Here is a 16,395-nt window from a genome sequence, read left to right as displayed (position 1 = left end):
CATATTGAAATCTATTGGGTATATATCTTAATCTTGTATAATCGGCGCTTTCCTACTTTACAATATATAGCGATCACTTTGACCAATAACAAACTAGACTGGCAGGCATTACTGCCGGATAACACTCCCTATAATGCGTTTTTTCATTCTGCGTCCCAACAGGCTCCTGCCAGTATGGAAGTCGTTCAGTCACGGCTGCATAGTGGCTTGAAGCTTTTCTGCCGGATGAATTCCCGCCAGCCTTTTATGCTGTTGAAAGCTGAGGAATGTGATACTTATTTGTCAGAATTAGCTGGATCTATCCATCTATTACTCCCCAAAGAAATTCCCCAAATTGGCGGCGACTATCAGATAGAACAACAAAAAATTAGCTGGCAATCATCAACAGAAGGCCATTTCACACCTAAATTGCGAGTAGCCTATCGTGAATGGATAGAGGCAGAACAATTATTTGGCTGCGTCCACTCTCACCATGGAGAAATCCATCTACAACCCGGTTTAGTTCATCAAGTAAATGGTGGCGTACTTATCCTTCCGTTACGCACCTTGTTGACCCAACCATTAATGTGGGTTCGCCTGAAACAGATGATTATTCAGCAACACTTTGAATGGTTATCTCAGGATAATAACAAATCCTTACCATTACCCATCCCCTCCATTCCACTAAATCTACGTTTGATTTTGGTTGGAGATCGCCTCAGCCTTGAAGAGTTTCAGGTTACAGAGCCTGAATTAGCAAAAAGCGCTCTGTATGGTGAATTTGAGCTGGATATGCCATTGCATAATGAACAGGATCTAAGCCTGTGGTGCAGCTATATCAATGGGCTTATTCAACAGTGGCAATTGCCACCACTGAGTCATGATGCCTGGCCTGAGTTTATCCAACAAGCAACCCGTTATGCAGAAGATAAACACCGCCTGCCTTTGGATATTCTCTGGCTACAACAACAACTGACAGCTGCGGCACTCTATCAGCAAGAAAACCAAATTACAGCTCAATCGATCAAACAAGCGGTGGAAAATCGCCTCTGGCGTCATAACTATTTGTCTGAACGTAGCTTAGATGAGATTCAGCAAGGTCAAATTCTGATCCGTACTCAGGGAATGGTCATTGGTCAGATTAACGGATTATCCGTGCTGGAGTATCCTGGTCACCCTGATCCAATAGGAGAACCATCTCGTATCACTTGTGTGGCCCATGTGGGAGATGGAGAATTTATTGATGTCGAACGCAAAGTAGAATTAGGCGGCAATATCCATGCGAAAGGCATGATGATTATGCAAGCCTTCCTAATTTCCGAATTAAAGCTTGATCAACCTCAACCCTTCTCCGCGTCTATTGTATTTGAACAATCCTATAGCGAAGTTGACGGTGACAGTGCTTCACTTGCTGAATTATGTGCACTGATAAGTGCTCTTTCCCAGCAACCCATCGATCAACAACTGGCCGTCACCGGTGCGGTGGATCAATTTGGTTATGTTCAGCCAATTGGTGGTATTAACGAAAAAATCGAAGGTTTCTTTGAAGTATGCCACCGCAGTGGGCTAACTGGTCATCAAGGTGTCATTCTGCCAGCGGCGAATGTCCGCCACTTATGTCTTAACCAAGCAGTCGTAGACGCAGTAAAAGCGCAAAAATTTCACGTGTGGTCAGTAAAACATGTTTCTGAAGCGCTGCCTTTACTGACAGGTATCCCTTATTATGATCAACAAGAAACACACTTGTTAGCTATGATACAGGAGCGTATAACACAAGCGAATAATCAGGAACGGCCTAAATCCCCGTGGTTTCTTCGCTGGCTGGATTAATCCAAAATGTCTGATCGGAGTTGTCCAGCGTACAAGTGTACTCTATTATTTACCTTACATTAAATATAAGGCTATCTAAGAATATGATTGATCAACGTAAATCCTACACAAAAGAAGATCTTATCGCATCTGGGCTAAGTGAGTTATTCGGAGAAAATGGGCCACCATTACCATCTGGCAATATGTTAATGATGGATCGCATCATTGAAATGACAGAAAACGGTGGAACCTACGGTAAAGGGTATGTGGAAGCTGAACTAGACATTAACCCTGATTTATGGTTTTTCGACTGCCATTTTATTAACGACCCGGTGATGCCAGGCTGTCTTGGTCTTGATGCCATGTGGCAATTAGTTGGATTCTTCCTTGGATGGTTAGGTGGCGAAGGCAAAGGCCGTGCGCTTGGTGTTGGTGAAGTTAAATTCACCGGTCAGGTATTACCAACAGCTAAAAAAGTTACTTACCGTATCAATTTTAAACGTGTTATTAACCGCAAATTAATTATGGGTATGGCCGATGGTGAAGTGTTGGTAGATGGCAAAGTTATCTATACCGCAACAGATCTAAAAGTAGGCTTGTTTAAAGATACCAGTACTTTCTGACACATAATCAGTGATATCAAAAAGAAAGGTGACTAGCTAATTGCTTTTCACCTACTTCAGTAAAACAGTAAAAGCTCGACGTCACGTGACACAGTAATCTTGAAAAAATACTTGGTGTTATTTTTGCTCACTCAAAGGCAATTCCGGCTATATTTCAGAGCATGAAACTCTGAGATCCACATAGAACAAAAAAATCAAATCAAGCCCACCTCGGCTAGAAATAACACAAAACCACACCTGAGCAACCTGCAATAGTAAGCACTTGGTTTATCGCTGGCTAATTAGCATGCAATTGACAAATTGTGCTATGCTCAAATTGACTTGGCATATCAGATAAGCTCACAAGAGCATACTGATAACAGGTATAAATATTAATAAAATTTACGATTTATAATTATTATTAACAAACACAACCAAGGGTAATTTATATGAACATCAGAAAAATAGCGCTTATAATCGTAGCGTTGACTCTTACACCAACTGCTATCGCAAAACTAGATAGGGTTGACGGTACCGTCGAAATGCTAAAAGCACCTAATACTAATGGAGATTGCTATGGAAAAATAGCGACACCTACTCACTCACAAGGATTTAGGTGGGTATGTACTATTAATGGTGGGTCGACGTTATTATCATTGCTTCAAACCGCCTATACAAGTCATGAAGTTGTAACCATATCAATCGCTGGGATTGAGGAATATAGCCGCCTCTTTTGGGTTGAATTACATCATGAATGTTTATCAAACCCAGCTTACTGCCATTACTGAATTACGTCATCCCTCGTAAATAGATTACTTAATGGCCGCCATAGAATATGGTTAAATAGGATGTATCACTGGCGGCCATTGATTCACATCTTATCGAATTCGCAAATAAAATCTCATAAGGCACACAATAACATTAAAAAATCTGAACCCTGACATTGCTCATGCTTACTGGTTTATTACACAGTGCAATCAAGACATTCAATACACGATGCTTTAATAAATAGATATTGGCAAACCCATTAGCGCCAGGAAAAATTTATTTTATGCGATACGGGCATTTTTATTTTAGTCACAGTCAAAGAGAAATCTAAGCAGAAAGAATATCAATAAGATTTAATCTGACAGATATCTGTATTATGTATAAACAATCAGTCACTGTCAGATCAAATTTAGGCTAGTATAACATTGATAAAAAGAAGAGGTTTTGCTTACTTAACTGTGGCCTCAGTTTGCCAGACTAAGCCATTGTCGCTCTATCTTCCATCGCCTGTCGCCATCCTCCTAACCAATGAGAACGGGCATCTAATGAATAATAGGGGCAATGCTCCCTTGGACGTCCTAAAATGCCTGCATGATACCCTTTCGATAACGCACGTGCTAAACGATCCCGTTTCTGTCTCTTCATGCTTTACTTACCTCATAAGCTATATCAGTAGAAAGAAAACAGTGGTTGTCCTTCATCCAACCACAATTTAGAAATACCCCTATAAGTTTTGAAAATCAAGTCAAGAAATTCATATTAATGTAATATTTGTTATAATCCGCACAAAAAAATCGATAACAGGCTAATAATAAAGAGAAATTTTTATATTGCTGATAATATTTATCTTCTCCGAGCATAAAGGGCTTTACGATCGGAGAATGACAAAGGTTATGTCTGGGAAGCTAATTGACTGGCAATAGCTTGTGCCAACTGACTCCATCCTTTTGCCAGTGTGCGAACTAAATCATCGTAACCATCTTCTTCCTGTTTCAGCTCTAGATTAAAAGGCCATTTAACGACACGCCCCTGACGGGTTAAAGTCCAATAACCTTGTAAAATCACCTTACCGTCATAACGGCCATGAAAACCAGTGATTATCACATCTAAAGTCTCCGGTTTACTAACCAATGGTTGGGCAGAAACCAAACGCTGGGGTAATGCCATAGTTAATTCAGCTACCAGCACTTGCTGTAGCTGCTGCTCCAGCGGGCCTGCCCACAAATGATTCACCGCACTGACATAACTAACATCACTGCTTTGATATACCACACCGGAGGATGCCAGATAATCGGACAGTATAACTCGTTGTACCCACAACTGGTGATCATGCTGTATAACAGCACTATTCTGTGGTGCGATTGCTACTACCGGCAATTGGTAATAAGTTTTTTCCGGCTGATTGCTACAAGCCGAAATAAAAATCACTAAAATTAACGCCCATCTTTTCATCATTTTTTAGCCTTCTTCGGTTCAGGATCGTCAATTGGCTTAGCTTCAAAAACTAACGCGTTGCTCTTATTATTTAGTGTTCTCAAAACAGGCCGCAACTCACTCAATACTTGATCCAGTCGCTGCATATTATCTAACATCTTGTTATAAACGGGTGAACCCGGCTGAAAACCTTGCATACTGCGGTTAAATTCCTGCAATGTTTTCTGTATATCTTTTGGCAGATCTTTGGTTTCAGAATTAGCCAGTACCTTATTTAATTCATCAAGGGCTTGCTGCGCTTTTCTAATTGCTTTCTGACTTTCTTCCAGCGTTCGGGTAGCCTGATTAAACATTGGCTCAACTGGCATGCTATTAATTTTGTCCAGCGCTGAAATGACCTTATGTTGAATTTGAGCAAGACCACCACTGATTGTTGGTAATAATTGATAACCGGAAATTTCATGCGGACCAGTCCACCCTTTTTCATTCGGGTAGAAATCCAAATCAATAAATAACGCTCCAGTCAGCAAGTTTCCTGATTTAAGCGAAGCACGCAGGCCACGTTTAGTTATACTATTTAGCTCTTTCTCAACATCAAATCCTTCACCCAGCTCTTTTTCAAAGCGTCCTGGTTCAATAGAGATAAGGACCGGAATGCGAAAATCATTATCTAATCGCTGTTTCATCTCCTCTGAATAGAATGGCACTTTTGCCACAGTCCCCATGCGAATGCCACGGAACTCTACTGGCGCCCCCGGCTGTAATCCACGGACTGAATCAGAAAAGAGCAACAGATAATCTTTATGTTCGGTATATAAAGAATCCTGAATACTTTTTTGGTTATCGAAGAGTTTGTAAGTAATTTTTTCTTTAACTGGCTCGCCCAATTCCCAGCCTTTAGGTACATCAAAGCTGACACCACCACCAAACAGTGTTGATAATGAAGCCATTTCAACGCGCACCCCCTGAGAAGACAGATCAACAGTGATACCACTGTCTTTCCAGAAACGAACATTAGTTGTCAATAAGCCATCATAAGGTGCATTAATAAACAATTGATAACGCATCAAGTGGGATTTCGGTTCAAATTCACCGGTTTCAACAGAGCCAACTCGATAGCCACGAAACAGCACCGGATCACCCGGATTGAGTTGACCCGCTTTATCACTGCTCAAGATTACACGGATACCTTTTGCATCAGGTGAGGCCAATGGAGGTGAGGCCAGCAAATAAAATTTATCTTCTTCATCGCCAAGTGTGCCCGGTTGAAGCTCAATAAAAGCTCCAGAGAGGAGAGTACCAAGACCAGATATTCCATCACGACCAATCTGCGGTTTCACTACCCAAAAAGCGCTGTCACTACGCAATAGGTTTTCCATTCCATCATGCAAACGAGCCTTGATAATAACCTGGCTAAGGTTATCACTTAGCATAACCCTCTCAACCACACCAATGTCCACGCTGCGGCTTTTAATTTTAGTTTTGCCGGCTTCAATCCCTTCTGCGTTGGAGGTAATCAACGTTACTTCCGGTCCTTGGTGGCTAAAATGGTAAAACAATACCCAAGCACCAATAAGCACTGTCACAATCGGCACAATCCAGACTGGTGACCAACTTTTAATTTTGTCGATTTTAGCCTGACTCTGGTCTTCAACTTTATCCGTCACCTTGACACTCCTTCATTGCCTTATAACGAATGTTTAACGTTGGCTCTATCCCAAATTAAACGCGGATCAAATGTCATTGCCGCAAACATAGTAAGGATCACAACTAAAGAAAAAATAATCGCCCCCATAGCAGGGTAAATACTCATCAGTTTTCCCATACGCACCAATGATGACAATATTGCGATAACAAATACATCAATCATTGACCAGCGTCCGACAAATTCCACAATTTCATAAATAAAATGCATTCGAGCGGAATCGCGCTTACCGTGGCCTTTAGCATCCCAACACAACCAACCAATTGCCAACATTTTCAGTGATGGCACCATAATACTGGCAATAAAAATGACTAAAGCTACAGGATATGAACCTATACTCCACAGTAATATCACCCCAGCCATGATAGTGGAATCACTCTGATTTCCAAGCGATTCTGTCACCATCATTGGCAAGACATTCGCGGGAATATAAAGCATTAAAGCAGTAACTAGCAGCGCCATTGTCCATTGCAAGCTGTTACGTCGACGAGCATGTCCACGAGTATGGCAACGTGAACATATCAGCTGGTCTACCGGTAAAATAGCTGTACAACACTGACATAGCCGCACCCCCTGTACCAAACCTGACTTCCCTGCCTGCAACGATATATCTACCTTAGGCGCAGCCCCAATCTGGTTCCATAACCAATGACGATCCAAGCACTGAAACGCTCTTACCTGAAGCAAACAGAACAGACAATATGGCAAAAAACTCAAACCCAACCCGATATCACCATAAGCTATCAATTTGACGAAGCTGACTAATACTCCTACCAGAAAAATTTCAACCATACACCAGTTTTTCATCTGAAACAGAATTCTGGCCAGCCAGATCCTTATTTTCTGAGACATAGCAACGTCCTGGCACAGCAAGATAATCGCTATCATACAAAATGTAGGTACCAGTTGAACACAAAACAGGAAGAAGATTCCTATGCTGGCATAATCTTCATTGAACATCGTCTGTGGGATTTGAGATAAAGTAATTTCGCTGTCAATTCCTGTCACACTCATGCTGACAAGCGGAAACAGACAAGCAATTAATAGCATGAATAATGCGCTGATTGCATAACCTGTTGGTTGGTGTTTAGGCTCCTTCCACCATGCGATTAATATCGTTTTACAACGAGGACAAACCGCCTTCGTTCCTTGCTCCCATTCGGGTAGTGCCACCAGCAAGTCACATTGAGGACACAATACCATTTCATTATGATGGTTATTGGAACACAAGGTTTTTCTCCTATCAGGGGAAATCGGAAATATTCACAGAATCACACTTAGAGGAATCCCACGACATGATTCTGTAAATAATGATGACTATCAACCGTTTTTCAATGTTTCCAATTCCTGCCAGCGCTCAAAAGCAGTTTCTAATGCTTGCTCTTTCTCAGACAGTTCAGTTAGTACTTTTTGAGTCACTACATGAGGTTGATTAAAAAATTCAGTATCACTCACTTGAGATTGTAATTGCTCAATCTCTTCTTCCAATTTCTCCAGCAATGACGGAAGTTGTTCTAGTTCACGTAACAAATGATAACTCATTTTATTACCTGAACGCTTTGGTGACTCCTTAGCTTTCTCTATTTTGATTTCTGTTCGCGGTTTTTTTTCACCTTGTTGGCGTAACGATACAGTCTGCTCACGCTGTTGCTGAGCATCATAATAACCACCAACATAGTTATTAATCACACCATTACCTTCAAAAATCCAACATTCTGTCACTGAATTATCAACAAATTGACGATCATGGCTGACCAGTAATACAGTACCGTTATAACTATCTACCAGCTCCTCCAGCAACTCCAATGTTTCCACATCCAGGTCGTTGGTTGGCTCATCAAGCACTAGTAAATTACTGGGTTTCAGAAATAGACGCGCCAGTAACAACCGGTTCCTTTCACCACCAGAAAGCGCTTTAACCGGTGTCATTGCCCGTTTGGGATGGAACAGAAAATCTTGTAAATAACCCAAAACATGACGGGGACGGCCATTTACCATCACTTCCTGTTTACCTTCGGCCAAGTTGTCCATCACCGTTTTTTCAGGATCAAGCGCCGCACGATGCTGATCAAAATAGGCAATCTCTAATTTAGTACCACAACGAACTCGGCCACTATCAGGTTGCTGATCACCTAACATTAGTTTCAATAAAGTTGTTTTACCGCAACCATTTGGTCCCACAAGTGCAATTTTATCGCCACGCTGAATCTGAGCACTGAAATTATCGACTAATTTCCTGTTGCCAATCTGATAATTAACATTTTCCAGCTCGAACACAATTTTGCCGGAACGGCTTACTTCTTCCATCTGTATTTTGGCTGTTCCCATCACCTCACGGCGTTGAGAACGTTCAACACGTAATGCTTTCAATGCCCTAACGCGCCCTTCATTACGGGTACGACGCGCTTTAATCCCCTGGCGAATCCATACTTCTTCCTGCGCTAGCTTGCGATCAAATTCAGCATTCTGCATTTCTTCCACACGCAGCGCTTCTTCTTTGCCCTCAAGAAACTCATCGTAATTACCCGGCCATGAAACCAATTTACCGCGATCCAAATCAACAATACGGGTTGCCATACTGCGAATAAATGAACGATCATGGGAAATGAAAACAATACTGCCCTGAAAATCTTTCAAGAAATTTTCCAGCCACTCAATCGTATCAATATCCAGATGGTTAGTTGGTTCATCAAGAAACAAAACTTTTGGTGAACTGACCAGTGCCCTTCCCAATGCAGCTTTACGCAACCAGCCGCCAGAAAGAGAAGAGAGCTTCTCTTCCGCAGGTAAGGAGAGCTGTTTCAATACGTCATTAATACGGCTGTCCAACGACCATAACCCACGGATATCCAACACCTCCTGCAATTCTGCCAGACGGCTGAGATTTTTCTCACTTGGGTCCTGCTCCACTATGTGGGAAACCTGATGGAACGCTTTAATATATTTGGCTTGCTCCTGAACACCTTCGGCGACAAAATCAAAAACCGTCCCTTCCACGTCACGAGGGGGGTCTTGCTGTAATCGGGCAACAACCAGATCCTGCTCATAAATAACCTGACCATCATCCAGTGATTGTTCTTTTGCTAATACCCGCAACAAAGTGGATTTTCCTGCGCCATTACGGCCAACCAGACAAACCCTTTCATTTTTTTCTATATGCAATTCTGCATTATCAAGTAATGGCGCATCACTGAATGACAACCAAGCACCAGATAAATTGATTAATGACATAATAATTATTTTTCCTCACCAGCATGACGTAATAGCCAGCAGTTATGAATCTGACGGTTACGGGCAAAATCCTGCGACTGGGTTTTGCTGGTGATTTCTTCTGCCACCAAGCCAATTTTTTCCAGCTCAGAAAAATCCATTTTAAAACCGCGTTTATTATTGGAAAACATCAACGTTCCACCACGACGTAACAGGCGTTTAAGCTGCTTCATCAACATGATATGGTCGCGTTGTACATCAAACGTATCTTCCATCCGTTTAGAATTGGAGAAAGTTGGCGGATCAATAAAAATCAAATCAAATTGTTCGCAGGTCTGAGCCAGCCATGCGAGACAATCAGCCTGAATTAAACGGTGCTGACGACCTGTCAACTCATTAACCTGTAAATTCCGTTCAGCCCACTCAAGATAAGTACGGGACATATCTACCGTTGTTGTTGAACGAGCACCTCCTAACCCAGCATGCACAGTCGCTGATCCGGTATAGGCAAATAGATTCAGAAAATCTTTCCCTTCACTCATTTCACCTAACATTTTCCGGGCAATACGATGGTCAAGGAACAGGCCGGTGTCCAAATAATCAATTAAGTTGACCCAAAATTTTGCGTCATACTCATTTACCAGAAAGAATTCTTGTTTTTCTGCCATCTTTTCATACTGGCTCTTGCCTTTCTGACGCTGACGGGTCTTGAGCACTAATTGATTTGATGAAAGCCCAAGAACCTGCATCGTTGCACTGATAACATCAAACAAACGCTGACGCGCCTTATTAGCATCAACACTTTTTGGTGGAGCATATTCCTGAATCACCACTTTATCCGCATAATAGTCAACAGCAACGTTATATTCGGGTAAATCGGCATCATACAGACGATAGCAATCAATCCCTTGTTGTTTTGCCCATTTAGTTAATTTCTTTTCATTTTTGCGAAGGCGATTGGCATAATCTCCCGCTATATCTATCTCTGATGAGTGCGGTTTATCTGATAGTTGATAATTTTTCTGTACACAATCCAGTGGACCATTTTTGGCTTTAAACTCACGTTCAGCCCGTAATTGCAGACAGCTTAACAATTCAGGTGAGGCACTAAACAGAGACAGACGCCAACCAGGAAAACGACTTCTCATCACCCGTCCAAATAAACTGTGCAATGCAATCAATGCTGGCTCACTTTCCAGACGTTCGCCATATGGTGGATTACTTAATACGGTTCCGGCAGAACCTTCGGGTAACGGGTTTTCCAAACGGCTGGCATCACCTTGCTGGAAAGTTATCAATGGTGCAACCCCTGCTCTGCGGGCATTTGACCGCGCCATATCCAGCACTCTGCGATCAATATCAGAACCAAAGAAACGAGCAGTTGTTTCCTGAAGACCTTTACGGAAACGAACTTGTGCTTCTGCCGTTACCTCAGTCCAAATTTCTTTATCATGCTTCAACCAAGCCGCAAAACCCCAGTTATTGCGATATAACCCCGGAGCACGATCAGCCGCCATCATTGCGGCTTCAATCAATAACGTGCCCGAACCACACATGGGATCGACCATCGGAGTACCAACCTGCCAACCTGAACGCACGATAATCGCTGCGGCCAAGTTTTCTTTCAACGGAGCCTGACCAGCAAGATCTCGATAACCACGAATATGCAAACCTTCACCACTCAAATCTAGAGCAACACTGGCTTTCTCTTTATTCAAGAAAACATTAATGCGAATATCAGGCTGTTGCTTTGCCACATTTGGACGCTGATCCAACTTACGAATAAAGCTATCGACAATGGCATCTTTAACTTTGAGTGCGCCATATTGAGTATTCCGAATCTCTTCATTCGTGCCACTGAAATGCACGGAGAAAGTGCTGTCTACAGAGAAAATCTGGCTCCAATCAACAGACTGAACCCCAAGATAGAGATCTAAGTCGCTATAAACATTAAATTCGTTTAGTGGTAGCAAAATACGTGATGCCAGCCTGCTCCACATCAGACTTTTATACATCACTCTATCGTCACCTTGAAAATGAACTCCTCCCTGCACAATTTTGCATGATTGCGCACCCAGCATTTCCAGTTCGTTCTTTAAAAGTTCTTCTAATCCACGCGCCGTACTGGCAAACAGAGAGTTCATATTGTGTATCACCAAAAAGAAAATTGTTACGCATTATAGCTAATCCGGGTGACATGTCATAAAGTTGCTCACGCTGAAAAAATGTTTCATGGAGATTAATGGATGATAACTTTGTCTCGCCTGTACACTCACCCGGTAAAGTCTATGCGTGGTTTGCAACTTTCCCATGCATTAGTTCGTGAAAGCGGCCTTATATTTGACCGCAATTTTATGATCACGACTCCAGACGGGACTTTTATTACTGCTCGTAAGTATCCCCAGATGCTGCTGTTCACTCCTGCTATTTTAAACAACGGTATTTATCTGCATGCACCTAACGGCGAAAATGCCACAGTGCTCTATAGCGATTTCCAGCCAGAGCAGCAACCTACTGAAGTATGGGGAAATCATTTTACAGCACTCATTGCCCCGGAAGCCATTAACCAATGGCTAAGTGGTTTTTTTGACACTCCAGTGCAATTACGCTGGTTAAGCCATGAATTAACTCGCAGGGTAAAAAAACACCCTGAAGTTCCATTATCATTTGCTGATGGTTATCCATTTTTGCTTATTAATGAGGCTTCATTTCATTTATTACAACAACGTTGCCCCGCTAGTATTAGATTAGAACAATTTCGCCCAAATATTGTTATTACCGGTGCAGAGGCATTTGCAGAAGACAGTTGGCAATCAATCCAGATTGGGGATGTTATTTTTGACTTACCTAAACCATGTAGCCGCTGTATTCTAACAACTGTCAGCATTGATAAAGGAATTAAAAATCCAAATGGAGAACCCTTAGCAACTTTGCAATCATTCCGTACCGCAGAAAACGGTGATATCGATTTTGGTCAGAACCTCATTGCCCGTTCAAGTGGTATTATTCGCGTCGGGGATAATGTAACTATATTAGCTAAAAAAGATCCCCGTAAATATGGCAATAGTGAAAAAGTTGACAACATCGATGCACCAAAAACAAATAATCAAATTGTAACTATTGAATATAATGGGCAAACCTTTACAGGTAATAATCAACAAATCATTTTAGAACAACTGGAACAACAAGGAATAAGAGTGCCTTACTCATGTCGGGCGGGTATATGTGGATGCTGTAAAATTTCTTTAGTGAAAGGAGAGGTTTCTCCTTTAAAAGCCACCGCAATTAAAAATGATGGTTATATTCTAGCTTGCTGCTGTATCCCAAAGAATAATCTTATTCTTAAAAGTAATACACAGAATAGATCTTAAATTCAAATAAAACCGCAGTGCCATGAGTTGGCACGCGGATAATTACATGAATTGCAGCCACCACAAGCCTTGAGCCGCTCTATCCTATGTTAAAAGGTTGCCGAACCAATTATCTCACAGGGGACACCATACCTTCACCAGCGTGATACTTCGTTAACAAGTAGAAGCAATCAGGCACTAAAGAACATATTCGCTACCCCAATCCCATTTCTTAATCGTCAATTTTTGTCCTCCATTTCCATTTTGGTACTAACACAGACAACTAACTAGAAAGTGGAGAAAATCAAGAAATCAGCATATGTAATAATTTCACATAAAAGTCAATAATATTGATTATCACTATAATGAATTATTTATTACTATAATGAATTTGTGACAGTCGTCATAAAATGATTACACTCTGAGACAGGAGCTAGCGCAATTCAATCAAAACAATATGAAGGAGCAAATCATGGCACGTATTGTCATTGCAGCGGTCGCAACACCCGGGCATATCTATCCGATGTTAAAGATTGCTGAATCACTGATAGCACAAGGACATCAGGTAACAATGTTTACCGGTGCGTTATTTCGCCAACAAGTCGAAGCTTTAAGCGCACAATTTGCCCCTTTTGATGAACAAATAGACTTTGACTACCGTCATTTAGAACAACATTTCCCTAACCGTGCTCAGCTTCCTCCGGGAAATGTACAAATGGCACTCGCATTCAAGAACTTTTTCTCCGCCCCAATCCCACTTCTCGATCGTCAACTGCGACAAATCATTCGTGAACAACAAGCGGAATTGCTTATAGCCGAAAACTGCTTTTACGGCATATTACCTCTGCTGCAAAAAGAAAAAATCCATCGTCTTCCAGTAATAGTTGTTGGCATAACGCCTTTGGCTTACTCTTCGAAAGATTCGGTTTTTTGGGGGCCACGCATCCCGCCCGCAGTATTACCACCAGAATTGACACATGAACAACTCGTAGATGAAACCAATCAACAGCTAATAGCCGAAGTGCAGGATAGTTTCAATGATGCATTAGTTCAGTCAGGCGGCTCTGCGTTAACCAGACCTTTCAATGATGAAATAATTTTTGGTGCTGATCGCTTTTTACAACTCTCAACCCTGGCATTTGAATACCCACGAGAAGGATTGCCTGATACAGTCCATTTTATTGGGCCGCTTCCTAACCCTGCACCGACAGTAGCATCACCTCAGTTATGGGAAGAAGATGATCCACGCCCATTGATTATAGTCACTCAGGGTACTATTTCTAATATTGATTTAAATCAGTTGATTCTCCCCACATTACACGCATTAGCTACATTACCAGTGCGTATATTGGCAACCACCGGTGGTAGATCTGTAGAAACACTGAGTAAGAACATACCTGAAAATGCACGCGTTGAAGAATTTATTTCATTTGAGCATTGGCTGCCACAAGCTTCACTACTGATATCCAACGGGGGTTACGGAACCATTAATTACGCTCTTAGCCATGGTACACCATTACTCATTGCAGATGCAGGAGAAGGTAAGCAGGAAGCGGCCTTTCGTGTCGTATGGGCTGGATGCGGAATTAACCTAGAGACAGCACACCCCACTGAATCTCAACTGAAGCAAACAGTGGAAAATATGTTAAATACAGACTTGTTTAAACAACGTGCACAAATTGTCCAAAAAGATTACACAAGACATGATGCATTAACAGCAATATCCCATCACGTAGAACAATTAATTCTTGAACAAAGCCGCATTAACTAAACCCTAGATACTTCATCCTTCCTCTCCATTTTGGCGCTAACACAGGCTAAAAGGCGGGGAAATCAACATATTTAATAACCTCATAAAAAAATAAATCTAAGTGATTATTGTCATAATTAATTATTATAACTACAATTAATTTATGACAGTAGTCATAAAATAATCACACTTTGAGTCAGGAGTTAACGTAATTAAATCAAAACAGTATAAGGAGTAAGTTATGGCACGTATTGTCATTGCAGCGGTCGCCACACCCGGGCATGTCTATCCGATGTTAAAGGTAACTCAATCACTGATAGCACAAGGACATCAGGTAACTGTATTCACTGGCGCGTTATTTCGCCAACATGTGGAAAATTTAAACGCAGAATTTATCCCTTTTGATGAAAAAATAGACTTTGATTACCGTCACTTAAAGCAACGTTTTCCTGACCGAGCGCACCTTCCGCCAGGAAATCTGCAAATGGCGCTAGCGTTTAAAGATTTCTTCTGTAGTCCAATCCCATTCCTCGACCGACAATTACAACAAATCATCCATGAACAGCAAGCAGAATTACTTATAGCCGAGAACTGCTTTTATGGCATATTGCCACTGCTGCAAAAAGGAAAAGCTCATCGCCTTCCAGTGATCATCATTGGCATAACGCCTCTGGCTTACTCTTCGAAAGACTCCATTTTCTGGGGACCACGTATCCCACCCGCATTATTACCATCAGAATTGACCCATGAACAACTCGTGGATGAGGAAGCCCGACAACTAATAACCGAAGTACAGGATCGCTTTAATGACGCATTAGCTCAGTCAGGATGCGCTACGTTAACCAGATTTTTCAACGATGAAGTCATCTTCAGCTCTGATCGCTTTTTGCAACTTTCAACCCTGGCATTTGAATACCCACGAGAAGGATTGCCTGATACAGTCCATTTTATTGGCCCACTCCCCAACCCCGCACCGAAAATAGAATCACCTCAATTATGGGAAGAAGATGATCCACGTCCACTAGTTATAGTCACTCAAGGCACCATGTCCAATACCGATCTAAATCAGTTAATTTTCCCTACATTGCGAGCACTGACCACATTACCTGTACGTGTATTGGCGACCACCGGTGGCAGATCGGCAGAAATACTGCGAGAGAACATACCTGACAACGCACGCATCGAAGAATTTATCTCATTTGAGTACTGGCTACCGAAAGCTTCATTACTAGTATCCAACGGGGGTTACGGAACCATTAATTACGCCCTCAACCACGGTACACCATTGCTCATTGCCGATACAGGAGAAGGTAAACAAGAGACAGCGTTTCGCGTCGTATGGGCTGGATGCGGTATTAATCTGGATACAGCACAACCTGCTGAATCTCAGCTTAAGCAAGCAGTGGAAAATATGCTAAGTACAAATTTGTTTAAACAACGCGCCCAAATCGTCCAAGACGATTACGCCAGTCACGACGCATTGGCAGCAATATCCAATCACGCAGAACAATTAATCCTCGAACGAAACCGCGCTAATTAACTCCTTAATATATTATCTCTCCTCCTCATCTTGAGACTCATGTTATCCAGAGGGGGAGCTATTAAAATGATTCTTAATATATTTCCCACGCCTGCTTCAAATGAGTGAACTGTAGCTATTACATATATACCCGTTATCTTTCAAGTTGCCTCTTTGTTGGCTGCACTCTCTCACCCCGGTCACAGTGTTATCTATGACATAGTTATCTATGCTCCCGGGGATTCGCCGCCCTTGCCGTCGCGATCCAT

12 protein-coding genes are annotated in these 16,395 nt (G+C 41.9%); 6 read left to right on the top strand and 6 right to left on the bottom strand.

The window, feature by feature from the left end:
- Positions 1 to 78: 78 nt before the first annotated feature.
- The 3 genes from EAE89_RS16105 to EAE89_RS16095 all read left to right on the top strand — a co-directional run bounded on the left by EAE89_RS16105 (position 79) and on the right by EAE89_RS16095 (position 3,178).
- Entirely contained in the window at positions 79 to 1,809 is a 1,731-nt protein-coding gene (locus EAE89_RS16105) for an AAA family ATPase (protein ID WP_149617131.1), read from the top strand.
- An 83-nt stretch (positions 1,810 to 1,892) separates the two neighbouring features.
- Entirely contained in the window at positions 1,893 to 2,411 is a 519-nt protein-coding gene (fabA, locus tag EAE89_RS16100; protein WP_054475787.1) for a bifunctional 3-hydroxydecanoyl-ACP dehydratase/trans-2-decenoyl-ACP isomerase, read from the top strand.
- A 428-nt stretch (positions 2,412 to 2,839) separates the two neighbouring features.
- Positions 2,840 to 3,178: a hypothetical protein gene (locus tag EAE89_RS16095; RefSeq protein WP_054475788.1), complete on the top strand. Its 339-nt coding sequence runs from the start codon at positions 2,840 to 2,842 to the stop codon at positions 3,176 to 3,178.
- A 457-nt stretch (positions 3,179 to 3,635) separates the two neighbouring features.
- Here EAE89_RS16095 and rmf read toward each other — a convergent pair whose 3' ends face one another.
- From rmf to rlmKL, 6 genes are all read right to left on the bottom strand, one after another.
- Positions 3,636 to 3,803, bottom strand: a complete 168-nt coding sequence (gene rmf, locus EAE89_RS16090; RefSeq protein ID WP_071881064.1) for a ribosome modulation factor — start codon at positions 3,801 to 3,803, stop codon at positions 3,636 to 3,638.
- A gap of 246 nt (positions 3,804 to 4,049) precedes the next feature.
- Positions 4,050 to 4,613 (bottom strand): membrane integrity-associated transporter subunit PqiC, encoded by a 564-nt coding sequence (gene pqiC, locus EAE89_RS16085; RefSeq protein ID WP_214086233.1) that lies wholly within the window; start codon positions 4,611 to 4,613, stop codon positions 4,050 to 4,052.
- Complete coding sequence (pqiB, locus tag EAE89_RS16080) at positions 4,610 to 6,259, bottom strand: intermembrane transport protein PqiB (protein ID WP_054475790.1); 1,650 nt, start codon at positions 6,257 to 6,259, stop codon at positions 4,610 to 4,612. The genes pqiC and pqiB overlap by 4 nt, the downstream gene beginning before the upstream one ends.
- A 20-nt stretch (positions 6,260 to 6,279) precedes the next feature.
- The gene (gene pqiA, locus EAE89_RS16075; protein ID WP_214086232.1) at positions 6,280 to 7,527 is read right to left on the bottom strand and encodes a membrane integrity-associated transporter subunit PqiA; all 1,248 of its coding nucleotides are present in this window, start codon (positions 7,525 to 7,527) and stop codon (positions 6,280 to 6,282) included.
- 90 nt (positions 7,528 to 7,617) lie between these two features.
- Positions 7,618 to 9,528 carry an ABC transporter ATP-binding protein gene (locus EAE89_RS16070; protein WP_149617134.1) on the bottom strand — a complete coding sequence of 637 codons (1,911 nt, stop codon included), beginning with the start codon at positions 9,526 to 9,528 and terminating at the stop codon, positions 7,618 to 7,620.
- 5 nt (positions 9,529 to 9,533) lie between these two features.
- Positions 9,534 to 11,651, bottom strand: coding sequence for a bifunctional 23S rRNA (guanine(2069)-N(7))-methyltransferase RlmK/23S rRNA (guanine(2445)-N(2))-methyltransferase RlmL (gene rlmKL, locus EAE89_RS16065; RefSeq protein WP_214086231.1), 2,118 nt, complete (start codon positions 11,649 to 11,651; stop codon positions 9,534 to 9,536).
- A 102-nt stretch (positions 11,652 to 11,753) separates the two neighbouring features.
- Here rlmKL and EAE89_RS16060 point away from each other — a divergent pair, with 102 nt between their 5' ends.
- From EAE89_RS16060 to EAE89_RS16050, 3 genes are all read left to right on the top strand, one after another.
- Positions 11,754 to 12,878 (top strand): YcbX family protein, encoded by a 1,125-nt coding sequence (locus tag EAE89_RS16060; protein WP_214086230.1) that lies wholly within the window; start codon positions 11,754 to 11,756, stop codon positions 12,876 to 12,878.
- A 451-nt stretch (positions 12,879 to 13,329) separates the two neighbouring features.
- Entirely contained in the window at positions 13,330 to 14,628 is a 1,299-nt protein-coding gene (locus tag EAE89_RS16055) for a glycosyltransferase (protein ID WP_214086229.1), read from the top strand.
- Positions 14,629 to 14,848: 220 nt separating this feature from the next.
- Positions 14,849 to 16,147: a glycosyltransferase gene (locus EAE89_RS16050; RefSeq protein ID WP_214086228.1), complete on the top strand. Its 1,299-nt coding sequence runs from the start codon at positions 14,849 to 14,851 to the stop codon at positions 16,145 to 16,147.
- The last annotated feature ends 248 nt before the right edge of the window (positions 16,148 to 16,395 follow it).

This window comes from Photorhabdus heterorhabditis (assembly GCF_018448905.1).
Lineage (GTDB): Bacteria > Pseudomonadota > Gammaproteobacteria > Enterobacterales > Enterobacteriaceae > Photorhabdus > Photorhabdus heterorhabditis.
The sequence above is the reverse complement of the archived record's forward strand: the minus strand, read 5'-3'. Positions and strand labels throughout refer to the sequence as shown.